At 47.5% G+C, this 22,052-nt stretch carries 20 protein-coding genes; 4 read left to right on the top strand and 16 right to left on the bottom strand.

All coding sequences use genetic code 11. The annotated features are described in order from the left end of the window. Window positions 1–56: 56 nt before the first annotated feature. A complete protein-coding gene (gene nfuA / locus Q1A40_RS06580; RefSeq protein ID WP_299998651.1) occupies window positions 57–632 on the bottom strand; it encodes a Fe-S biogenesis protein NfuA in 576 nt (191 codons plus the stop codon). A 58-nt stretch (window positions 633–690) separates the two neighbouring features. Then, window positions 691–1,374: a DNA utilization protein GntX gene (gene gntX, locus Q1A40_RS06575; RefSeq protein WP_299998650.1), complete on the bottom strand. Its 684-nt coding sequence runs from the start codon at window positions 1,372–1,374 to the stop codon at window positions 691–693. Between the two features lie 37 nt (window positions 1,375–1,411). On the opposite strand from gntX, the gene bioH reads away from it, so the two are divergent. Beyond that, window positions 1,412–2,206, top strand: coding sequence for a pimeloyl-ACP methyl ester esterase BioH (bioH, locus tag Q1A40_RS06570; RefSeq protein ID WP_299998919.1), 795 nt, complete (start codon window positions 1,412–1,414; stop codon window positions 2,204–2,206). Window positions 2,207–2,261: 55 nt separating this feature from the next. Here bioH and hdeB read toward each other — a convergent pair whose 3' ends face one another. The 8 genes from hdeB to greB form a co-directional block, all read right to left on the bottom strand. Further along, window positions 2,262–2,579, bottom strand: a complete 318-nt coding sequence (gene hdeB / locus Q1A40_RS06565) for an acid-activated periplasmic chaperone HdeB (protein ID WP_299998649.1) — start codon at window positions 2,577–2,579, stop codon at window positions 2,262–2,264. 14 nt (window positions 2,580–2,593) lie between these two features. Next, window positions 2,594–2,911 (bottom strand): HdeA/HdeB family chaperone, encoded by a 318-nt coding sequence (locus Q1A40_RS06560; RefSeq protein WP_299998648.1) that lies wholly within the window; start codon window positions 2,909–2,911, stop codon window positions 2,594–2,596. 381 nt (window positions 2,912–3,292) lie between these two features. Beyond that, window positions 3,293–3,502 (bottom strand): YdgH/BhsA/McbA-like domain containing protein, encoded by a 210-nt coding sequence (locus tag Q1A40_RS06555; RefSeq protein WP_299998647.1) that lies wholly within the window; start codon window positions 3,500–3,502, stop codon window positions 3,293–3,295. Between the two features lie 253 nt (window positions 3,503–3,755). Next, window positions 3,756–3,995 (bottom strand): [Fe-S]-dependent transcriptional repressor FeoC, encoded by a 240-nt coding sequence (feoC, locus tag Q1A40_RS06550; RefSeq protein ID WP_299998646.1) that lies wholly within the window; start codon window positions 3,993–3,995, stop codon window positions 3,756–3,758. A gap of 12 nt (window positions 3,996–4,007) precedes the next feature. Next, window positions 4,008–6,329, bottom strand: a complete 2,322-nt coding sequence (gene feoB / locus Q1A40_RS06545) for a Fe(2+) transporter permease subunit FeoB (protein WP_299998645.1) — start codon at window positions 6,327–6,329, stop codon at window positions 4,008–4,010. A gap of 35 nt (window positions 6,330–6,364) precedes the next feature. Further along, window positions 6,365–6,589: a ferrous iron transporter A gene (gene feoA, locus Q1A40_RS06540; protein WP_299998644.1), complete on the bottom strand. Its 225-nt coding sequence runs from the start codon at window positions 6,587–6,589 to the stop codon at window positions 6,365–6,367. Between the two features lie 499 nt (window positions 6,590–7,088). Beyond that, window positions 7,089–9,419, bottom strand: coding sequence for a Tex family protein (locus tag Q1A40_RS06535; protein ID WP_299998643.1), 2,331 nt, complete (start codon window positions 9,417–9,419; stop codon window positions 7,089–7,091). 97 nt (window positions 9,420–9,516) lie between these two features. Beyond that, complete coding sequence (gene greB / locus Q1A40_RS06530) at window positions 9,517–9,993, bottom strand: transcription elongation factor GreB (protein ID WP_299998642.1); 477 nt, start codon at window positions 9,991–9,993, stop codon at window positions 9,517–9,519. A gap of 237 nt (window positions 9,994–10,230) precedes the next feature. On the opposite strand from greB, the gene ompR reads away from it, so the two are divergent. Then, window positions 10,231–10,950: a two-component system response regulator OmpR gene (ompR, locus tag Q1A40_RS06525; RefSeq protein ID WP_299998641.1), complete on the top strand. Its 720-nt coding sequence runs from the start codon at window positions 10,231–10,233 to the stop codon at window positions 10,948–10,950. Next, window positions 10,947–12,326: a two-component system sensor histidine kinase EnvZ gene (gene envZ, locus Q1A40_RS06520; protein ID WP_299998640.1), complete on the top strand. Its 1,380-nt coding sequence runs from the start codon at window positions 10,947–10,949 to the stop codon at window positions 12,324–12,326. The genes ompR and envZ overlap by 4 nt, the downstream gene beginning before the upstream one ends. A gap of 71 nt (window positions 12,327–12,397) precedes the next feature. Here the strand turns inward: envZ and pckA are convergent, their stop codons facing one another. From pckA to Q1A40_RS06495, 5 genes are all read right to left on the bottom strand, one after another. Continuing rightward, complete coding sequence (pckA, locus tag Q1A40_RS06515) at window positions 12,398–14,017, bottom strand: phosphoenolpyruvate carboxykinase (ATP) (protein WP_299998639.1); 1,620 nt, start codon at window positions 14,015–14,017, stop codon at window positions 12,398–12,400. A gap of 291 nt (window positions 14,018–14,308) precedes the next feature. Further along, window positions 14,309–15,187 carry an Hsp33 family molecular chaperone HslO gene (hslO, locus tag Q1A40_RS06510; RefSeq protein WP_299998917.1) on the bottom strand — a complete coding sequence of 293 codons (879 nt, stop codon included), beginning with the start codon at window positions 15,185–15,187 and terminating at the stop codon, window positions 14,309–14,311. A gap of 24 nt (window positions 15,188–15,211) precedes the next feature. After that, window positions 15,212–15,613 (bottom strand): ribosome-associated heat shock protein Hsp15, encoded by a 402-nt coding sequence (gene hslR, locus Q1A40_RS06505; protein ID WP_299998638.1) that lies wholly within the window; start codon window positions 15,611–15,613, stop codon window positions 15,212–15,214. Further along, window positions 15,613–16,293: a GMP/IMP nucleotidase gene (yrfG, locus tag Q1A40_RS06500; protein WP_299998637.1), complete on the bottom strand. Its 681-nt coding sequence runs from the start codon at window positions 16,291–16,293 to the stop codon at window positions 15,613–15,615. Before yrfG ends, hslR begins: the two co-directional genes overlap by 1 nt. Before the next feature lie 63 nt (window positions 16,294–16,356). Beyond that, on the bottom strand, window positions 16,357–18,489 hold the full coding sequence (locus Q1A40_RS06495; protein WP_299998915.1) for an IgaA/UmoB family intracellular growth attenuator: 2,133 nt from the start codon (window positions 18,487–18,489) through the stop codon (window positions 16,357–16,359). A 320-nt stretch (window positions 18,490–18,809) separates the two neighbouring features. Between Q1A40_RS06495 and nudE the strand changes: the two genes are divergently transcribed. Next, entirely contained in the window at window positions 18,810–19,370 is a 561-nt protein-coding gene (nudE, locus tag Q1A40_RS06490) for an ADP compounds hydrolase NudE (protein ID WP_299998636.1), read from the top strand. A gap of 43 nt (window positions 19,371–19,413) precedes the next feature. Here the strand turns inward: nudE and mrcA are convergent, their stop codons facing one another. Beyond that, window positions 19,414–21,960 carry a peptidoglycan glycosyltransferase/peptidoglycan DD-transpeptidase MrcA gene (mrcA, locus tag Q1A40_RS06485; protein WP_299998635.1) on the bottom strand — a complete coding sequence of 849 codons (2,547 nt, stop codon included), beginning with the start codon at window positions 21,958–21,960 and terminating at the stop codon, window positions 19,414–19,416. Between the last annotated feature and the right edge of the window lie 92 nt (window positions 21,961–22,052).

Here is a 22,052-nt window from a genome sequence, read left to right as displayed (position 1 = left end):
CGGTCAAAAAATGACCAGGAGCGAACATTCGTTCGCTCCTTTAATCATTTTCTTAACTAGTAGTAGGAGTGCTCGCCGCGCTGGTGTTCTGTTAAGTCGCGTACGCCTTTCAGTTCAGGGAATTCATTCAGCAGTTGCTTTTCGATCCCTTCTTTCAGAGTCACATCGACCATTGAACAGCCATTACAGCCGCCACCAAATTGTAAAATTGCGAGACCTTCGTCAGTAATTTCCATTAACGTCACTTTACCACCGTGACCTGCCAGTTGTGGGTTAATGGTTGCCTGAAGGGTATATTCGACGCGCTCCATCAGTGAGGCATCGTCAGCGACTTTACGCATTTTGGCATTGGGGGCTTTCAGCGTCAGTTGTGAGCCCAGCTGGTCGGTTACGAAATCAATTTCAGCATCTTCGAGATAAGGTGCGCTCAGCTCATCCACATAAGCGGTTAATTGCTCAAACGGTAATGCAGTATCGCTCGCTTCAACCGCATCCGGCGGGCAATAAGACACACCACACTCCGCGTTCGGAGTGCCAGGATTAATGACAAATACGCGAATCTGCGTACCTTCTTCCTGATTTGCCAGTAATTTGGCAAAGTGGGATTGTGCAGCATCGGAAATATGGATCATAGCGATTGCTCAATAGTTGACTATTACAGTCGGTCATAATACGCCCATCATCGAGTCTCTACAAGGTTCGACACAGGCACCATACCTGGATGGTCGCTGCGCCCTGCTTTTTTAGTAAGCGGGTTATCTCTGCAACAGTACTACCTGTCGTCACGACATCATCCACTATAGCGATATGGAAACCTGATAGCGGAATTTCAACTCTGAAAGCGCCTTTCAGATTGGATTTACGTTGCTTTGCGCTCAGCTGATGCTGCTTAAGTCGAGCCTGTATACGGTATATGGCCTGGGGTTCGTAGCGACAGCCCAGCCAGCGGGAGAGAGAAGTAGCAATAAGTGCGCTTTGGTTATAACCCCGCCTGAGGACGTGACGATGGTGTAGCGGAACGCTCAGTATGATATCCGGAAGCCTAAGCTGACGTGTACGGCGGGCGTGTAAAATACTCAGTAGTAGCAGGCGAGCCAAGGCCGGTGCCAGAGCAGGAGTTGCGTTAAACTTCAGATCATAAATTAAACGGCGTAACGGAGGTCGGTAATCGGCCACATAAACTATTTGATCCCAAGGGGGAGTTTGTAGCAGACAGCGGCCACAAGACAGACGCTCGCTTAATGCCGGTAATCCGCACTGAGGGCAGACAGACAAGGGAGGGGGGAATGTGGCTGTACAACTCGAACACAGTCCCCATGAAGGGCAGGCAAGCGGTAAATGGCATAGCCAGCAACGGCCTGGGATTGTTAGCATAATATCCTCCATGATAATCAAACTGAGACAATAAATGATGAGTACGCTGTGGTGGCAGACTGAAGGCGAGGGAAAGATTGATCTTGTGCTGTTACACGGATGGGGGCTGAATGCTGAGGTTTGGCATAACATTATCCCGGAACTCCGCGCACAGTTTCGTCTTCATAGAATTGACCTGCCAGGTTATGGTCGCAGTCACGGGTTTGGTGAACTTAGCCTGGAACAGATGGCAGAGAAGGTCCTTGCGGCACCAGAAATCCCAGAACACGCTATCTGGCTGGGCTGGAGTTTGGGGGGATTAGTCGCAGGGCAAATAGCCTTGACGCATCCTGAGCGAGTCCTGGCTTTGGTTAGTGTGGCCTCTTCACCTTGCTTTAGTGCAAAAGAAGCCTGGCCTGGTATTAAGCCCGATGTCCTTTCCGGGTTTCAGCATATGCTCAGTGTCGACTTTCAGAAAACAGTAGAACGCTTCCTGGCGCTGCAAACCTTGGGAACAGAACATGCCCGGAATGATGCGCGCTTACTGAAGTCAATCGTACTTGAGCAACCAATGCCGAGTATTGAGGTATTGAATGGTGGGTTGCAGATCCTGAAGACGGCTGATTTACGCGAACTATTGGCGACCCTTGACGTACCGCACTGGCGAATTTATGGACAGCTGGATGGTCTGGTGCCACGTAAAATTGTCGAGTTACTGGATGAGCAGTGGCCAGCGAGCCTCTCGTATATCTTACCGAAAGCGGCCCATGCGCCTTTTATCTCGCATAAAGAAAGTTTTTGCCAGTTACTGGTCAGTTTGGGTGAGAGCCTTCATATAGCAGAGGCAAGCTAACTGTGAAGAGGTCGCACTCATGCAGTGGCGACCTCATCCTCCTGCAAGACAGAATCTATTTAGCCAGTTTATCTTTGAAACTGTAGAGTTTTTCTTGCGGGTTTTTCTTACAGAGTTCAAGTAACTGCGGAATGCTGGTGGTATCTGTTTCTGTCAGAGAAACGGTATCGCCACCTTTATAAATTGTCTCTTGATGTTGCATCCACCAGGCGACCGGCAGCATTGCCTGAGGATCCAGATTGATAAACTCCAGGCAAGTCATATCTTCTGGAGTCACTTTATCTGCCGCAAAGGCTACCGTAGAGTTGGACAGGGCCAGGAAAGTTAATCCTCCCAGCAGGGCTGCAATTTTACTGCCTGAACGTATTTTCATCGTATATATCCCGTTTAAAGATGCTTTTTAAATTTATCCCATTCCTGTGAAACAACCTCAGTAAAACTATGCTGAGGTATCTTTGAACAGGCCTGGTAGATTTCGGGTGTCAGGGTTTCGATATCTTTAACATTTAACCCTGTCTGAGAGGGCTGAGCTTTATGATAGAGGGCGCTGGCATAACTGACCGCGACAGGGCGGGAAGACTCCTTGAGAGCGATAAAGTCTTCACAGGTCCAGCCACCGATGACTTTATTGGCCGGTTCCGCTTGCACCAGCGAGGAATTTAGCAGCATGGCAGCGATCATCGCCCCGAATATTATCTTCGTCATCTCTGTCTCCGTGATACTAAGGTGTTGCTTTCACAAAATACGCTGAATATTCCTATTTTAGCCAGTTTCAACAGAGTTGCTAAAAAATATCTTTTCCTGCCAGCATAAGTAAATCAACAGGAGGTCGTGATATTTTCTTAGTGTATTTATTGGGGGGCGGAGCATTATTTGGATGTTTTAAAAAACGTACGGGCTGTTTATCCGTGAATGACCGTTTTTCTCAAAACCAATGAGTGGTTAATATCCGGGGAAAAGGAATAAATATCCTGAAGAGTAGAAAATAAAAAAACCTCCGAAGAGGCTTTTCTGTTCAGCAGCAAAGTGTCGAAATATGACCGCCATCTCTGGCGGCCTTTCCGGCAGTTCCTTCTGCGACCATTCTTATTTATCCAGGTTAGCTGTCATGTGTACCAGGTCACCGACACGGGCGCTGGTGATGGTGTAATGAGAGCCTTGCTGTTCTGCCATCGCAGAGATTTTTGCTTCTGCAGCGTCCAGTGTGGATGCCGTGGCGCTGATACTTTGTGCGAAAGCACCAAAAGACATTACTGAAAGAGCGGCAACTGCAACTAAAGTTTTGATTGATTTCATGGTCGTATTCCTTATATCTCATTATTCATTAAATGGCGATGTTGGCCTGATGTGATAAATAATAGACAGGATGCTGGTTGATTGAAATCGGAACTATTTGCTTTTAATATTCAATTAAATTGAATTAGTTTTGGGGCGCTCGGTGTTGATGAGCTGAAGTGAATAAAGGTATGTATGCCGCAGGGGAAGCCAGAAAACAAAAAGCCTCCAGAAAGGCTTTTTGTTTTAAGTAATCAACAGCATCTTTTCATTGCTACTGGCGTAAAGCCCATAACTCTCTACTGCAACTTTGCCCTTCCGGACACCCCTTGCAGCTACCACTCAGACAGCTATTTGCATCTTCGATGATACGCACTGCTTTACCCATATCTTCAAGGCGCATCAGCATTGCCCTTACCAGCGGTAATGGCGTGGTGAGCTGGCGGCTGAGCTGGCTGGCTTCAAGACGCCCTTGCAGTGCCAGAGTATTACGAATATCGACTAAAGTTGCCATTCGCGTTTTTCCTCAGTGACAATCGCCAGAACGTGTTGCGCAGCATGACTCAGGCAGTTTACCTGTTGTCGGTTGTAGTGAAATACTCACGCGGCTACGGGCGCGACGCAGAGCATATACCAGTATAAGATTAAACAGCACGACGGCAATAATGCAGGTCAGACTGTAACGAGGATGTTCGCTGAACGTGACAGTTTGATAATAAAGTGCAGACAAAGAGTAGGCGAGATTCAGTCCCCAGAGAGCAGAGAACATCATCCAGCCACGGCTTGATTCACGTGCAATGGCTCCCATCACTGAGATACAGGGGATATAGAGCAAGACAAAGATAAGGTAGCTGTAGGCTGCGGCATCACTGCCAAACTTGGCGCTCATGGTCCCCATTGCGCCGCCTGCCATTTCCCCATCACCTTTACTGGCTTCGATAGGGTTTGCGAAGACGCTAAGGCTGAAGGTATCTTTCAAGCTATCCCATGTTTCTGTGACGGCACCTTCAAGTTCATCCAGCAAATTAAAGGTTGCAGGATTAAAATCATCATTCTGAATATTTTCAGCGGTATAGAGTGTATTCAGTGTTCCGACGACGACTTCTTTCGCCATGGCACCCGTAAACAGACCGACAGTTGCCTGCCAGTTATCGTCCTGGACGCCAATGGGATTGAGCAGTGGGGTTAAAACTTTACTGACTGAGGCTAGTGCGGACTGATTGATATTATCAACCGCTTGACCATTAAACGAAAAGCTATTGAGTCCGCCAATAAAAATACTGACCACGATAATGATTTTACCTGCACGTAAGATAAAACCTTTCAGTCGTTGCCAGGTTTGCAGGAACAGACTTTTTAAATGCGGAACATGGTAGACCGGTAACTCCATCACAAAAGGTGAGGCTTCACCACGCATAATCGTATATTTGAGTAGCAGGCCGGTCAGTATGGCCATGACAATGCCCAGAATATAGAGCGAAAAGACCACCAGTGCTCCTTTCTGACCAAAGAAAGCAGCGGAGAACACGGCAAAGATGGCCAGACGGGCACCGCAGGACATAAAGGGTGCCATCATAATGGTCATGATACGTTCGCGTGGAGCATCGAGAGTACGGGCGCCCATGACGGAAGGAACGTTACAGCCAAAACCAACAATCAGTGGTACAAAGGATTTGCCCGGCAATCCCAGAGCTTGCATCAGACGATCCATGACAAAGGCAGCACGCGCCATATAGCCTGAATCCTCAAGGAATGAGAGAAACAGGTACATCATGCCGATTTGTGGCACTAGCGGCAGTACGGTATTGATCCCGCCACCCAGACCCTGGGCCAGAAACACTGTAAGCCATTCCGGAAAGTCAAGAGTATAGCCAAGCCATTGAATACCATTAATAAAAATGGCAGCTGAGCCTGCATCAAAAATGGGCTGTAAAGCGCCGCCGATATTAATGGCGAGGATGAACATCAAATACATCACCAATAAAAATATTGGCAGACCCAGATAACGATTAAGCACCACTCTATCCAGCATCACCGTCAGGCGATTTGGTTTGGCGGTAAGAGTATTACTGACAGTTTCACAGAGAGTAGCAATGGCCTGATAGCGGGCATCAGCAATGATCAGCGCCGGATCATCAAGCGTCTCGGTCAGGCGCTGGTGTGACTCAGCGAGCTGCTGTTCACTATTACCCGCATAAGAGTGGCTATAGATATCCCCTTCCAGCATTTGTAAAGCCAGCCAGCGACGACGATGTTCCGGGATCTCAGTGGACATGCTGTCAGCAAGCTGGTTCGCTTCGGCTAATAATATCTCAGGATAATGCACGGGGTAGGTATGTTGATTTGGCTGCTTTTTATCGATAGCCCGTTTCAAAGCATCAATACCACTGCTTTTGGTTGATACCATTGGGATCACCGGGCAGCCCAGGCGGGCAGATAACGCCTCAATATCGATAGCAATGGCTTGTTTTTCAGCGATATCAAGCATATTCAGAGCAACGATACAGGGTATACCGAGCTCGAGCAGCTGCAATGTCAGGTAGAGGTTGCGTTCAAGATTTGACGCATCAACCACGTTGATAAACACGTCAGCGTCACCACCAAGAATATAGTGACAGGCAATTTGCTCATCCAATGAGGTTTGCGCGGAAATGGTGGTTAGTGAGTAGGTTCCGGGCAGATCGACCAGCGTGACTTGATGTGCTGTCGTTGAAAAGTGCCCTTCTTTACGCTCAACAGTGACTCCGGCCCAGTTACCGACTCGCTGGCGTGAACCTGTGAGCTGGTTAAATAGCGTCGTTTTACCCGAGTTTGGATTACCAATTAAACCAACGGTTAATGTATTCATATGACCTGCGGTACAAACCAGAAAAAAGGAGAGTCTTAGCTGAATGCTTCAAGATTTAATAAAGCGAGATCTTTTTGGCGTAACACCAGACTGACACGGCGAGTTTCGATATGAATCGGGTCGCCTAAAGGTGCGACACGTACCACCTGAAAAGAGGAACCTGGCAACATGCCAAGAGACAGTAATTTTTGTCGGTAGGCGGGGCTAATTTCACGAGAGAAACCAGTAATTTTCCACATACTATTGGGTAATAGTTTCATAGGACCTACTTAGAGTCATGCTCTTTAGTGAAGCAACTTATTCAGGGACGAGTGCTGTCTCGTCGTGAAAGCATATTCATCTGTCAGGAAGAAAAGGGTAACTAGTCTTAATAATGATAATTATTATAGTTCGTATCGGCAATATTTTTTTAAAATCAGATTAAATATTTTTTGTTTTTTTGTTTTTATAGCTTTCTGTTTTTAATTTAATATGTTTTTCATAGTCTTATTTGTGTTTGATGGATATCAAATTACGAGATTTTAATGTGATTATGTTCGTTTTATTTATAATTGTTGAAGTTATGAAAAAAGTTGTTTTCTGACTGTTAATTATTTTCACTTTTGAAGTGACAAAAATAAAATAAGTACTACGCGGAGTATTAAAAAGATTTTTTTTATTAGAAAACATTCTGGCGGGTAAAATAATAATGAAAATTCAATAGCGAACAGATTATTACGAATAGCTCCGTTAGCCTGGCGGACTAACGGAGCGCGGGGATTAGCGTTTTTTACCGAAAGCAGCGCTCAGGGCATCGCCCATGGCACTGTTAGCGCCAGAAGAGGCGGTATTGTTACGTCCACGCGGTGTCGCTGTCGGTTTCTTCTGTTCACGTCCGCTCGGGCCTGAAGAACGGCGGCTATTACTCTCACCGGGTTGCTCATCAAGACGCATCGTCAGAGCAATACGTTTCCGCTGTAAATCGACTTCCATGACTTTGACTTTAACGATATCTCCGGCTTTAACCACTTTATGCGGGTCATCGACAAACTTATCTGCCAGTGAAGAGATGTGTACCAGTCCGTCCTGATGTACGCCGATATCCACAAAGGCGCCAAAATTAGTGACATTGGTGACTGCGCCTTCGAGAACCATTCCCGGTAACAGATCGTTAAGCGTTTCTATTCCTTCTGCGAACTGGGCGGTTTTAAACTCCGGACGCGGGTCGCGACCCGGTTTTTCCAGCTCTTTGATAATGTCAGTGACTGTCGGTAAACCAAAACGGTCGTCGGTAAACTGGCTGGCTTTTAAATCTCGTAGCGCACTACTGTTACCCATTAAGTCCTGAAGAGTCTGCTCAGTTGCTGCCAAAATGCGCTCTACAATCGGATAAGCTTCCGGGTGAACGGTGGAAGCGTCCAGAGCGTTGTCTCCGTGGTTTATTCGCAGGAAGCCAGCGCATTGTTCAAAGGCTTTAGGCCCCAGACGACTCACTTTCAGGAGCTGCTGACGGTTATGGAACTGACCATTTTCATCACGCCAGGTGACAATATTCTGTGCCATCATACGCGTCAGACCAGCAACACGCGTCAGCAGAGGAACTGAAGCCGTATTAAGATCAACGCCGACGGCGTTTACGCAGTCTTCTACCACAGCATCGAGTTTTTTCGCCAGCAGGCTCTGACTGACGTCGTGCTGATACTGACCAACACCAATGGATTTCGGATCGATTTTCACCAGTTCGGCAAGGGGATCTTGCAGACGTCGGGCAATCGACACGGCACCGCGTATCGACACATCGAGGTCTGGAAATTCCTGGGCAGCCAGCTCCGATGCCGAATAGACCGATGCGCCTGCTTCACTAACAATAACTTTCTGAGCGCCGCTAATCGCGGGGAATTGCTGCTGTACGTCTATGAAAAAACGCTCGGTTTCTCTTGATGCGGTCCCGTTACCAATCGCCACCAGTTCTACATGATGCTTTTCGCACAATGCAGCAACGACAGCTGCCGCTTTAGCCGTCTGGCCTGTGTGGGGATAGATGGTATCGGTGGCAACCAGTTTACCTGTGGCATCGACCACGGCTACTTTAACCCCGGTACGCAGACCCGGATCAAGGCCCATGGTTGCGCGTAAACCAGCGGGCGCCGCCATCAGTAAATCACTGAGGTTACGCGCGAAAACGTTAATGGCCTCTTCTTCAGCACGTTCACGTACCGTACCCATTAACTCGGTTTCAAGGTGCATCAGAATTTTAATGCGCCAGGTCCAGCTCACTACAGCACGACGCCAGGTATCAGCCGGGGCGTTGTTTAAGCGTAATTTGAGGTGCTCGATAATCAGCTGTTCGCAATAGCTTTCACGTGGCGGTTCATCAAACTGTGGATCGGCATTGAGTGACAGCTGAAGAATATTTTCATTACGGCCGCGAAACATAGCGAGTGCACGGTGGGAAGGGACGGTTGAGACAGGTTCATGATGATTAAAGTAGTCGCGGAATTTAGCCCCTTCCTCTTCTTTACCTGCGACCACAACAGAAACCAAGTGGGCTTGTTTCCACAGATAGTCACGTATTTTTGCCAGCAAGGTAGCATCTTCAGCAAAACGCTCCATCAGAATATAGCGCGCACCATCCAGGGCAGCTTTAGTATCAGCAATACCTTTATCAGCATCAACATACTGCGTCGCTTCTTGTTCCGGAGAACGTGAGGCATCATTCCAGAGTAAGTCTGCTAAGGGCTCCAGCCCGGCCTCAATGGCGATTTGTCCGCGAGTACGGCGCTTAGGTTTGAAGGGCAGGTAAAGGTCTTCGAGTTCCGTTTTGCTCAAGGTACTGTTAATCGCGTTTTCCAGAGATTCGCTGAGTTTTCCTTGCTCATCAATCGACTTAAGAATCACTTTGCGGCGGTCTTCCAGTTCCCTTAAATATCCCAGACGAGTTTCCAGTTGACGCAATTGCGTGTCATCCAGTCCACCGGTAACTTCTTTACGGTAGCGAGCGATAAAAGGGACGGTGTTTCCTTCATCCAGCAAACGAACGGCAGCTTCTACTTGTTCATTTCTGGCCCGTAGTTCGTCCGCAATAATGCGATAAAGCGAATCATTTATCATGGTATTTAATCTACTCCTGGGCGGAAAATTTAGGGACAGTTATACGGACTGATAGCGAAAATTTCCAGCAACTATCCCTGTTGTATCAAGATAGAGATTAGGGTTTAGAGTATCTGATGTCATTCACATACCAGGTTGCTTCACCGGCAGGGGTCTGAACGGTCGCCACATCGCCACACTCTTTTTTTAATAATGCACGGGCCATGGGGGAGTCTATTGAAATGTAGTCTCTGCGGCCAAATATCTCATCGTAGCCGACAATACGAAAACTCAGTGTATTTCCCTCGTCGTTTTCTATTTCGACCCAGGCGCCAAAAAAAACTTTGCCTTCTTGCTGAGGGGAGTAATCAACAATTTTAAGCTGTTCAAGACATTTCGTGAGATAACGTACACGGCGGTCTATTTCTCGCAGGCGCTTTTTATTGTATTGATAATCAGCATTTTCGCTACGATCGCCAAGGCTCGCTGCCCATGTCACTTTTTTGGTGACTTCGGGACGATCAATGCGCCACAGATAGTCCAGCTCTTGTTTGAGCTTATCGTAACCTTCGCGGGTGATAAGGGGCGTTTTCATCTTTGTCGCCTTGCAATGAAGAAACCAGTATGGTGATTTAAACCGATAGCAGTAAGGGAATGCAATGAGAGGGAGGGACAATTAAGTGTTAAAATTGCGTACTGTTACACGGATAAACGATTGTTAAATATGCTTTGTAACAATTTCGTCTAGAATATATACCAGATTTGACTGGTCGTATGAACATAGTTTTTTAAGAATACGCACTCAACAGTTCTAGCCTTTGGGAGTACTAAGATGCAAGAGAATTATAAAATTCTGGTTGTGGATGATGATATGCGACTGCGTGCTCTGCTGGAACGTTATCTCACGGAGCAAGGCTTCCAGGTTCGCAGCGTGGCGAATGCAGAGCAGATGGATCGTTTGTTGACTCGCGAGTCATTCCATCTGATGGTATTGGACCTGATGTTGCCTGGCGAAGATGGTCTGTCTATCTGCCGCCGCTTACGCAGCCAGAGCAATCCAATGCCTATCATTATGGTGACGGCGAAAGGGGAAGAAGTTGACCGTATCGTCGGTCTGGAAATTGGTGCGGATGACTATATTCCTAAACCTTTCAACCCGCGTGAACTGTTAGCCCGTATCCGTGCAGTACTGCGTCGTCAAGCGAATGAATTACCGGGGGCGCCTTCACAAGAAGAAGCTGTTATCTCTTTTGGTAAATTTAAGCTGAATCTCGGAACGCGTGAAATGTTTCGTGAAGATGAGCCTATGCCACTGACCAGCGGTGAATTTGCCGTCTTAAAGGCACTCGTGACTCATCCGCGTGAACCTCTTTCCAGAGATAAACTGATGAATCTGGCGCGTGGACGTGAGTATTCTGCAATGGAACGTTCTATTGATGTGCAAATTTCTCGCCTGCGTCGCATGGTCGAAGAAGATCCTGCTCATCCACGTTACATTCAGACTGTCTGGGGCCTGGGTTACGTCTTTGTGCCGGACGGCTCTAAAGCATGATCAAAGTTCGCTTCTCACCACGAAGCTCATTTGCTCGTACTTTGTTGCTGATTGTTACTCTGCTGTTTGTCAGCCTGGTGACCACTTATCTTGTCGTGTTGAACTTTGCTATTTTGCCGAGTCTTCAACAGTTCAATAAAGTGCTGGCTTACGAAGTACGAATGCTCATGACTGACAAGCTTCAGCTTGAGGATGGGACACAGCTGGTTGTGCCCCCGGCATTTCGTCGTGAGATTTATCGTGAACTCGGTATTTCGCTTTATTCTAACGAGGCAGCGGAAGACGCCGGCCTGCGTTGGGCGCAGCATTATGAATTTCTGAGTCAACAAATGGCTCAGCAGCTAGGTGGGCCGACGGAAGTCAGGGTTGAGGTTAACAAAAGTTCGCCCGTCGTTTGGCTGAAAACGTGGTTGTCACCCAATATCTGGGTTCGTGTTCCTTTGACTGAGATCCACCAGGGGGATTTCTCGCCTCTTTTCCGCTATACGTTGGCCATCATGCTACTGGCTATCGGTGGGGCCTGGCTCTTTATCCGTATACAGAACCGACCCTTGGTCGATCTTGAACATGCTGCCTTGAAGGTTGGTAAAGGCATTATTCCGCCTCCATTACGTGAATATGGTGCTTCTGAGGTGCGCTCAGTGACCCGGGCGTTTAATCATATGGCGGCTGGAGTCAAACAGCTGGCGGATGACAGAACATTATTAATGGCGGGGGTCAGCCATGACCTGCGTACGCCGCTGACCCGCATTCGACTGGCAACGGAAATGATGGGTCAGGAAGACGGTTATCTTGCTGAATCAATCAATAAAGATATCGAAGAATGTAACGCCATTATCGAGCAATTTATTGATTACTTACGCACGGGTCAGGAAACTATTCTGGAAATGACCGACCTGAACAGTGTGTTAGGTGAAGTCGTGGCGGCTGAAAGTGGCTATGAGCGTGAAATAGAAACCTGCCTGCAACCTGGTGAGCTGCGTATCAATATCAACCCGCTCTCTATCAAACGTGCGGTAGCAAATATGGTCGTGAATGCTGCCCGCTATGGTAATGGCTGGATTAAGGTCAGCAGTGGTTGTGAGCTTAACCATGCATGGTTACAGGTTGACGATGATGGCCCGGGTATTGAGCCGGACCAGCTTGAACATTTGTTCCAGCCTTTTGTTCGTGGTGATAGTGCTCGCAGTACGAGCGGCACCGGGCTGGGCCTGGCAATTGTGCAGCGTATTATCGACAATCATCATGGTCAGCTGGAACTGGGAAAAAGCGAGCGTGGAGGGCTGCGTATAAGGGCTTATCTGCCTTTACCTGTTAGCACTCTTGCTCCATCTGTTGGTGGAAACGGCAAAAATGAATCCCGTACGCATTCCTGATTTTTAGCCTCAAAAAAGGGTTTATGTTATGCATAAACCCTTAATGTTCAGAGCGTCTGTTTACCAGATATTCAGATTTCCGGCCCTACAGCGACCAGAGCAGCACCTGCCGGCGTATCGGTATATTTATCGAAATTCTCAATAAATAACCGTGCCAGTTGAGCCGCTTTATCCTGCCAGAGTCCTGGAGAACTATAGGTTTTGCGCGGGTCAAGAATATCGCTATCTACCCCGGCCAGTTCGACAGGAATGGTAAGGTTAAATATGGGTAACTGTTTTGTTGGCGCTTCGTCCAGGGAACCGTCAAGAATGGCATCAATAATCGCCCGGGTATTCTTAATTGAAATCCGTTTTCCTGTTCCATTCCAGCCTGTATTGACTAAATAGGCTTGGGCTCCAACAGCCTGCATCCGCTTGACCAAAACATCCGCATACTGCGTTGGGTGCAGGGTTAAGAATGCTGCGCCAAAACAAGCTGAAAACGTCGGTGTAGGTTCCGTAATACCACGCTCTGTACCGGCTAATTTTGCCGTGAATCCTGACAGAAAATGATACTGGGTTTGTTCCGGTGTTAGCCTGGAAACCGGCGGAAGCACGCCGAAGGCATCCGCGGTCAGAAAGATAACTTTCGTCGCGTGCCCGGCTTTTGAAATCGGCTTGACGATATTATCGATATGATAGATGGGGTAAGAAACACGGGTGTTTTCTGTTTTTGAGGCATCATCAAAGTCGATAATACCCTCATCATCCACAACCACGTTTTCCAGCAAAGCATCCCGACGAATAGCATGGTAGATATCCGGCTCAGCCTCTTCGCACAGATGAATAGTTTTGGCGTAACAGCCGCCCTCAAAGTTAAATACTCCGTCATCATCCCAGCCATGCTCATCATCGCCAATCAGGCGACGTTTAGGATCGGTCGATAATGTTGTTTTACCGGTCCCTGACAGCCCAAAGAAGACGGCGACATCTTCCTGTTTACCGACGTTGGCGGAACAGTGCATTGCCGCGATACCTTTGAGCGGCAACAGATAGTTCATAATAGAGAACATGCCTTTTTTCATCTCTCCGCCATACCAGGTTCCGCCGATAAGTTGCATCCGTTCGGTGAGATTAAAGGCCACGAAGTTCTCTGAGTTAAGTCCCTGTTCTTTCCAGTCAGGATTGGTACATTTCGCGCCGTTTAGCACCACAAAATCTGGTGTAAAGGTGAGAAGCTCTTCATCAGTGGGGCGAATAAACATGTTCTTAACGAAATGCGCCTGCCAGGCCACTTCGGTAATAAAACGCACAGCAAGGCGGGTGTCACTATTGGCACCACAGAATGCGTCAATAATAAATAAGCGTTTACCTGAGAGTTCCTGACCGACCAGGCCTTTTAAATGCGCCCAGGTTTCTGGTGAGAGTGGTTTATTGTCGTTTTTACCCTTACCTTTATCTGCCCACCACAAGGTATCGCGGGTCGTCTCGTCGCGGACAATATATTTATCTTTCGGCGATCGTCCGGTAAAAATGCCGGTATCTACCGCTATTGCACCTGATGCCGTCTCTCGACCTCGTTCGAAACCTTCGAGTTCGGGCTTGAGTTCCTCACGGTGTAGTGTTTCATAATCGGGATTATAAAGAATGTCGATAACGTCACTAATGCCATAAGTCTTGAGATCCTGCGGAGTTACCTTATTCGCTCGCATTGCCTTACTCCTTAGCTAATCGATTCTGCTTCATATTGTAGGGGTACTTATGGGGCAGAAGCCGCGATGGTCATCATAGATCTTAGACGCCATAAAAAATTATTAGCAAAAAAAACTGTAAAAGTGATTTAGATCAGTTTTGGATGCTGATATTTGGAATTATTAGCAGGGTCAATATATGGTAAATGGAATTAAAAGCAGTGTAATTACTGGCGTAATTATTGCTAACTAGATCGGGTAATTGAGCAAGTTAACCGCTTGCCAGGCTGCAAGCGGTTGAGGTGAGGCTGCTTAATGGATCTGAGAGTCTGCCGCTGAGGCATTATTACGAATAGCAGCAATATCCATTGCATCGAACACATAGTGACTACCACAGTAGTCACAGTTCATATCAATCTCTTTATCCTCTGCCAGAATGTTATCAATCTCTTCGTCTGGCAGGGTTCTGATAGCCGCCGCGCAGCGCTCCCGCGAACAGCTACAGGTGAAGACTACATTCTGTGGATCATAAAGTGTCACTTCTTCTTCATGGTACAAGCGCCACAGCACCTCATTAGCTGGAAGCGTCAGTAACTCTTCTGTTTTGATTGTGTCGGTTAAAGTAGCAAGATGGTTGAAGTCATCAATCTGAGCATCCTGGGCAGGTAACACCTGCAATAGCATACCACCGGCAGCAGCTTTACCCTCTACCGATCCGGTACGGATAAACAGGCGGGTAGGTAGCTGTTCAGAGCGCATAAAATAATCTTCCAGGCAGGCTGCCAGAGTGTCGCCTTCTAACCCAACCACGCCCTGATAACGTTCACCTTCTTGTGGTGAAATGGTAATGACAAGATAGCCATTGCCGATAAGGTCTTTAAGCGAAGCATCATCAGCAACGTCACCTTGAACGCGGGCAACGCCGCGCATTTGTTGGTTGTTGTTACCATTAATCACGGCCAGAGTCATCGGGCCATCACCCTGCAACTGAACCGTAATATCACCATCAAATTTTAGGGTTGCGGTAAGCAGGCTGGTTGCGACCAGCAGTTCACCAAGAATATTTTTAACCGGCTGTGGATAATCGTGATTTTCCATAATCCGTTGCCAGGTATCAGACACGGTTACCAGTTCGCCACGAACCGCGTGATTTTCAAACAGGTAGCGATGTAATTGGTCATGTTGAGTCATCATCATCTCTCTCAGGGATGGGAATTAGGTATTGCCACTGTGTTTAAATTTCATTAAATCACGGCGCTCTTTTTTATCAGGACGGCGATCCGGGTGCGGCATCGTCAGGGCATTCATTTTGCGCGCGAGCGCTATTTTTTCCCGCTTTTCGATGCTTTCTGGCGTCTCATCATATAACTGAGTAGCTTCTGATGCCGGGCGACGCTGGTCAGTGATGGCCAGGATCTTAATCGTGCGTTGATCGTTACCCTGACGTAGTGTTAATACAGCCTGCAGTTCAACCAGTTTGCCTGGTTTAGTATGCTGACCGTTATAATGGACTTTGCCACCTTCAATCATGTCTCGCGCCAGGGCTCGAGTTTTATAGATTCGGGCAGCCCAGAGCCATTTATCCAGACGGATACCTGCAGCAGTTTTTTCTTTCACTACGCCTCCTGGTTCTCAAGTGCAGGAATTAAATCACGGTAGTCACTGACAGCAGGATGCCGCTGAAAAACCTGTTCTTCACGATGCGAATCAGGATTACTTACCCCAAGGCAGTAACGGATACCAAAGGTTTTCGCTGCATCAAGAATCGCTTCTGAATCATCAATAAATAGCGTTCTGCTAGCATCCAGCCCGGTATGTTCAACCACTGCTTGCCATAGTCGTCTATCTTCTTTCGGATAACCAAATGTATGGGTTGAAAGTAATAAATCAAGGTGTGGTGCCAGGTCGGTATATTTTAACTTCACCGCCAGATTATAAGGATGCGCGTTAGTAAGCAGAATACAACGCTTGCCGCTTGCCTTGAGTGCTTTGAGAAATGGAAGTGTATCTTCACGCAGAGCCGCTTTTGGACCTTGTTCATCCATCATGCCATAAATATCGAGCTTTAAACGCTCAGCCCAGTAGTCTAGGCAATACCAGTTTAATGTCTGCTGTACATCGCGATATTCTTGCGCAATCAGTTGGTGGGCATCTGCCAGTGAAATATTACGCTGCACACTGAGTGTTTCAGGAACCCGATGTTGCCAGAAGTGGCTATCAAAAGCTAAATCCAGCAGCGTTCCGTCCATATCAAGCAACAGGGTATCAACCTCCTGCCAGGTAATATCAGTAAGCATAAATAAGTGACTCAACAAAAAAGGAGAGTACCAAGGTAGCACAGATTAACGAAGTAACGGGGATCAGCGTTTCAGGTGTAACGACGATGAAGATTTTAAACAACGGTCATAGTATTGCTGGATTTCAGCAAGGCGTCTGCGGTCACGACGATAGCGATTAATGGCAATGATACTGCTCACTGCATAACATATCAGCATAGACAGGAGTAATAATGAGATAACGGTATAGCGTAAGTGACTATGGGTATCGTTGATATTTTGCAAAACAACGTGTTGTGTACCATTCGTATTGGTATAAGTATTAGTAATCACGCCTTTCGCCGTAAAAGGAACCTGCGACAATTTTTTGGCCAGACTCATAAATTCGCTCCACTGCTCTTGCACCGGATAGTCATACAGAGAGGCTTGCTGAGGAGTATGTGCAAGATCCCGACCCTCATCATTTATCAGAATATACCCCCCCGCGATTGGCGTATTCAGGGTTTGCGCTGTCCGTATTATATCGCGAACAAAGAAGGGCGCTGTAGAAGCGATTATCAAGTTATGTAATGCATCAGCGCTGACGGGACGTAATACGACATTTACGCCGATGAGCTTGCCCGTTTCTACCCGTTTCACCAGCGTGTTCCAGTCTTTCGTATTGCCCAGATTAATCAGCGCATTTTTCAGCCTGACACAGTCTCCTTCCGCATGACATAACGCTTGAGTTTTTTGGACAATACCAGAAAAATCATTGAGTAATATCATGTCGGATTTCTGTATAGCTGCCTCCAACTGTGGATTCACGCCTCTATAGCCTTCTTTGGTGCTGGTGGGATTAATTTGTGAATTCACGACTTCGACCAGCGCCTGCGCCTGCTGAGCCATTTCTGAATCAGCTAATGGTTGAGGAGCAGATTCTTTCCACCTGATTTTTGAACAATCAAAAGGGAGATAAGAAGGATTCTGGTGCGTGGAATAGTCATCCGGAGTATTAATATGGCAGGAGCCGATGCCGCTGACTTTCAGTGTATCCCCGACATGAAGCGTATACTTATCTAATTCACTGAGACTGGATACTTCGATAGTCTTGGCACCACTAAACCAAGAGCTACTGATTTTTAACGGCATTTCTAGTGGTACCCACATAACCATCATCAACAGAGCGGTAAGCGAACCACAAGCAATAATTAACGGGCGCAGCCAGCGTTGGAGTGGAAATAACCGTACTTCATCATGGAGTGACAGAAAATTACCCTGGCGTACAACATGCCCACCGAGATAAATATCGATATTGGTTTTTTGACCCAAATCCTGAGTGATATAAGGCTGCCAGTATGCGGGGTAAACAAGATCGATGACGCCTAATGAAATATTATTTATCTGGTCATGGTTAGACTCACCAAACAGTCCCCATCGTTTGGGAATACCTCGCAAGTTATGTATCTCGCGTAGCTGATGCGTTGTGACCGGAGAGAAAATACTCCACAGACTGGCCGCTATTAGCAGTAGAGCCCCCCCCACCAGCCAAGGCATGAGAATTGAAGGCCCAAGGACGCTGAGCACCAGAACGATAAAGGCAATGCAAATCAGAATTGCCTCAGGCACTTGTCGCGAGGCATTTAAAGTATGCTCTTCGGGCGTTTCCTGGCGTGTGGCGAGTAACTCGATTGGCGTGCTTTCTTCCCGGCGTATAAACGCCCGCTGATGGGGATGGCCTGGTACGATATCCTTGGATATCTCCTGACTGTAATTCTGTAATCTGTGGCCATTGAGAGAAATAACCAACGGCAAAGTATCGGTGAGTATCAGCTCAACATCATTATCATTGGTAATATACTGTTCCCACAGCAGGGGCAGATGAATCTCTGTTGAGTCCAGGTAAAAACGCCACTGATTCGTATCGTCGACAGAGAAACTGTAACGTGTAATGGCATGGGTGAGGGAGATAACCGTATGGCTCCGGCTGCTCAGTTGCAGTCGGGAGGGCGGGGCGCTGGCACCCGAAGGGGTTATTGTATCCTGGGAGCGAGAGGATAGCTCAAGATACTGCTCAATAGTTGCAAGCTCTTCTGGCGTTAGCTTGCGTGTTTTCGCTCCGCTAAACGAAGGCTCGCGTGGCGAATAAACATGTCTTCTCAGGGTGTGCCATATTACTCCCCCAGCAATCAGGAAGCATGTGAGCATCGCCAGCAATAGAAGTAATGAGGTACTCATCATTTACCCATCAAACGGTCGTTTTATCCATCAATCGCAGCAAGTTATACCTCTTATTAAGGTGAATATCGGCGGATGGGCCTTTTTACTTTAAGTCACTTATGTGATAGCTCGCCTAGGCTAACGTTATGCTAGCAAACTGACAGTGAATTAAACATGAGTTAAATCCTATTTACTTATCGTAATCTTGACATTGTGATACTCACATGCTCCTGTACTATGAGCTAACGATCAGAATGTAAATAATAAATATGTGCGTTGCGCAAAGTATACGGCATATCGCACAATCACTTAACTGTTCCACTGTTAACGTCAGTCACATGAGCAAAATACTAAAAAAACCGACAATTTTACAGGTAGAAACTGTGGCGCGTTCGCGGCTGTTTACCATTGAAACGGTAGACCTGGAATTCAGTAATGGTGTGCATCGGGTTTATGAACGCATGAAACCGAGTACCCGGGAAGCCGTACTGATAGTCCCTGTTGTCGATGATCATATCATCCTGATCCGTGAATATGCTGTCGGGACTGAGTCTTATGAACTTGGCTTTCCGAAAGGGCTCATCGACGAAGGTGAATCCGTTATTGAAGCCGCAAACCGTGAGCTAAAAGAAGAAGTCGGTTTTGGTGCTCAGGAGCTGACTTTTATTACCCGGCTGGGAATGGCTCCGTCCTATTTTTCAAGCAAAATGAATATTGTGATTGCCGAAGGCTTATACGAAGAATCTCTCGAAGGAGATGAACCCGAAGAACTTCCGCAAGTTCGCTGGCCACTCGCCAATCTGATGGCACTGCTCAATGAACAAGACTTCACTGAAGCACGCAATGTCAGTGCTTTGTTTTTGCTTCGGGAATGGTTAAAAGAGCAAGGACGCCTCTAGTCCGGGCATCAAGAGGCTATCAGGCCTCTTGATGCGGGGAAACTTAGAATAACTCGCGTTCTTCGCCATTATCCATAATTGTTGTTCCGGCTTCACTTATCGCCTGATGTGTCGGTTGAGTACCTTCGATAAAGTATTCGTCCCGACTACTTCCACCGTTCGACAGCTGGCCTGTAGCACGGTCAATCGTGACGGCGACAACCCCTGGAGGCGGCGTTAATGGCACTTCCGGTACACCTTCCAGAGCAATTTTCATGAACTCATCCCAGGCAGGCTGAGCGCTTTTTGCCCCTCCCTCATAGCCTGAAATTTGATCTTTAATCACCCCGGATGCGCTGGTACGTCCCAGAGCACGACGATGGTCATCAAAGCCTATCCAGACAGAAGTGACAACATTGGCACCAAAACCTGAGAACCAGGCGTCTTTAGAGCTGTTGGTTGTCCCGGTTTTTCCGCCAATATCACGACGCTTCAAGTCACGACCCGCGCGCCAGCCAGTGCCCTGCCAGCCTGGTTCGCCATAAATATTACTGTTCAGCGCACTTTTAATCAAAAATGCCAGCGGGGTACTTATCACATGTGGCGCATACTCTGATTCAAGAACTGATTTATCCGTGGTGACCGGTTCCAGCTCAGGTGTTGGCACCGGGAGATTCTGCGCCGTCTGGGACGTTGCGACATCTTCAATATTCTGATTATTCAACATGTCTGATTTTGGAATATCACCATAAATAACAGGGAGTGAGCATTCCGGACAAGCGACTTTGGGCTGGGCTTCAAACAGTGTCTGACCATTGTCATTAACAATTTTGGACAGATAATACGGCGTTACCAGGAAGCCACCATTTGCCATTACCGAGTAACCTCGTGCGACCTGTAGTGGTGTAAATTCAGCGGCTCCCAGAGCCAGGGATTCGGTTCGGGAGATATTCTTTTCCGGGAAGCCGAAACGCTGCAAGTAATTGGCGGCATAGTCGACGCCCATGGCGCGCATGGCGCGAACCATCACCACGTTTTTCGACTGCCCAAGCCCCTGACGCAAACGGATAGGGCCGGAATATTTAGCGGGTGAGTTTTTCGGTCGCCAGTCAGAACCTGCGCCTGCATCCCAGCGTGAAATAGGCACATCATTGAGGATACTGGCCAGAGTCAAGCCTTTATCCATCGCTGCGGTATACAGGAATGGCTTAATATTGGAACCCAGCTGGCGTAATGCTTGTGTGGCACGGTTGAATTTACTCAGATTAAAATCAAACCCACCCACTAACGCCAGCACCGCTCCATCTGTCGGATTCAGCGAGACTAACGCTGAGTTGACGTCCGGTAACTGTCCTAACCACCAGATATTATTAACCTGGCGTACCCAAATCTGCTGACCTGCCTGAACCACTTCAGTAACGTTGCGTGGAGTCGCACCCTGCGCGGTATCTGATCGATAAGGACGTGCCCAGCGCATCCCTTCCATTGGTAAAGTAATGTTCTGTCCGTTGGCCATCACTGCTGTGGCTTCAGTGGCTTGGGTAGCGATGACGACGGCAGGCTGGAACGGACCATAGCGGGATATTTTTTTCAGCGTATCGAGGATTTGCTGTGTATCCCAGGTATTTTCTCCGGCCTTCCAGAGTACTTGCGAAGGCCCGCGATAGCCGTGGCGCATATCGTAGGCAATGACGTTATTACGCAGGGCCTGTTCAGCACCGAGCTGAATGTTTCGGCTGATAGTGGTGTAAACCTTATAGCCATCCTCGTAAGCATTTTCACCATAGCGGTTCAGCATATCCTGACGAACTAACTCTGACAGATAGGGGGCTGAAAACGCAATTTCCGGCGCGTGATAATAGGCTTTAATAGTCTGGCTACGCGCTTCATCATACTGTGCGTTAGTGATATAGCCTTCACTGAGCATACGCGACAATACAACGTTACGACGTGCTGTCGCACGTTCAAGTGAGTAGATTGGGTTAAACGTAGAAGGCGCTTTAGGAAGCCCGGCGATCATCGCCATTTCATTCAGCGTCAGCTCATTGACATTCTTACCAAAGTAAACCTGAGCAGCAGCGCCGACACCATAGGCGCGATAACCAAGATAAATTTTATTGAGATACAGATTAAGAATTTCATCTTTCGTCAGTAACTGCTCAATGCGTATCGCGAGGAAAACCTCTTTGATTTTACGCATGAGTGTTTTTTCCGGGCTCAGGAAGAAGTTACGTGCAAGCTGTTGGGTTATGGTGCTGGCGCCTTGAGAAGCGTGGCCAGAGAACAGTGCAACGCTTGCTGCACGGAAAATACCAATAGGATCAACCCCATGATGCTCGTAAAAACGGCTATCTTCGGTGGCAACGAAAGCATGGATCATGACCGGAGGAATTTGATCCAGTGTTAAAGGAATACGACGTTTCTCACCGTACTGGGCGATAAGCTCCCCGTCGGCACTGTAAACCTGCATGGGTGTCTGCAAGCGTACATCTTTTAATGTCGCAACGTCAGGCAATTGCGGCTCAATATATCTGTATAAGCCGTATAGCGAGGCCACACCAAGAAGTATGCAACAGATTGCAAGGATGAATAAATACTTTACGAACTTCACCTTAAGACTCTCATTCGGTTTCAATTGGGTAGTTTATAAACACCAGCCCGGTAGTATAAAGACAAGCCAGACGCTTTGATATACCCGTGATG

It is taken from the genome of uncultured Cedecea sp., from assembly GCF_947498825.1.
Classification (GTDB): domain Bacteria; phylum Pseudomonadota; class Gammaproteobacteria; order Enterobacterales; family Enterobacteriaceae; genus JGM124.
The sequence above is the reverse complement of the archived record's forward strand: the minus strand, read 5'-3'. Positions and strand labels throughout refer to the sequence as shown.

Bases quoted from the DNA above. Each gene is read 5' to 3' on its own strand.
- feoC (WP_299998646.1), bottom strand. From the start codon at position 3,995: ATGGCAACTTTAGTCGATATTCGTAATACTCTGGCACTGCAAGGGCGT.
- yrfG (WP_299998637.1), bottom strand. From the start codon at position 16,293: ATGCTTACTGATATTACCTGGCAGGAGGTTGATACCCTGTTGCTTGAT.
- nfuA (WP_299998651.1), bottom strand. From the start codon at position 632: ATGATCCATATTTCCGATGCTGCACAATCCCACTTTGCCAAATTACTG.
- bioH (WP_299998919.1), top strand. From the start codon at position 1,412: ATGAGTACGCTGTGGTGGCAGACTGAAGGCGAGGGAAAGATTGATCTT.
- greB (WP_299998642.1), bottom strand. From the start codon at position 9,993: ATGAAAACGCCCCTTATCACCCGCGAAGGTTACGATAAGCTCAAACAA.
- hdeB (WP_299998649.1), bottom strand. From the start codon at position 2,579: ATGAAAATACGTTCAGGCAGTAAAATTGCAGCCCTGCTGGGAGGATTA.
- ompR (WP_299998641.1), top strand. From the start codon at position 10,231: ATGCAAGAGAATTATAAAATTCTGGTTGTGGATGATGATATGCGACTG.
- Q1A40_RS06535 (WP_299998643.1), bottom strand. From the start codon at position 9,419: ATGATAAATGATTCGCTTTATCGCATTATTGCGGACGAACTACGGGCC.
- feoB (WP_299998645.1), bottom strand. From the start codon at position 6,329: ATGAATACATTAACCGTTGGTTTAATTGGTAATCCAAACTCGGGTAAA.
- Q1A40_RS06560 (WP_299998648.1), bottom strand. From the start codon at position 2,911: ATGACGAAGATAATATTCGGGGCGATGATCGCTGCCATGCTGCTAAAT.
- nudE (WP_299998636.1), top strand. From the start codon at position 18,810: ATGAGCAAAATACTAAAAAAACCGACAATTTTACAGGTAGAAACTGTG.
- envZ (WP_299998640.1), top strand. From the start codon at position 10,947: ATGATCAAAGTTCGCTTCTCACCACGAAGCTCATTTGCTCGTACTTTG.
- hslO (WP_299998917.1), bottom strand. From the start codon at position 15,187: ATGACTCAACATGACCAATTACATCGCTACCTGTTTGAAAATCACGCG.
- pckA (WP_299998639.1), bottom strand. From the start codon at position 14,017: ATGCGAGCGAATAAGGTAACTCCGCAGGATCTCAAGACTTATGGCATT.
- Q1A40_RS06555 (WP_299998647.1), bottom strand. From the start codon at position 3,502: ATGAAATCAATCAAAACTTTAGTTGCAGTTGCCGCTCTTTCAGTAATG.
- gntX (WP_299998650.1), bottom strand. From the start codon at position 1,374: ATGCTAACAATCCCAGGCCGTTGCTGGCTATGCCATTTACCGCTTGCC.
- Q1A40_RS06495 (WP_299998915.1), bottom strand. From the start codon at position 18,489: ATGAGTACCTCATTACTTCTATTGCTGGCGATGCTCACATGCTTCCTG.
- feoA (WP_299998644.1), bottom strand. From the start codon at position 6,589: ATGAAACTATTACCCAATAGTATGTGGAAAATTACTGGTTTCTCTCGT.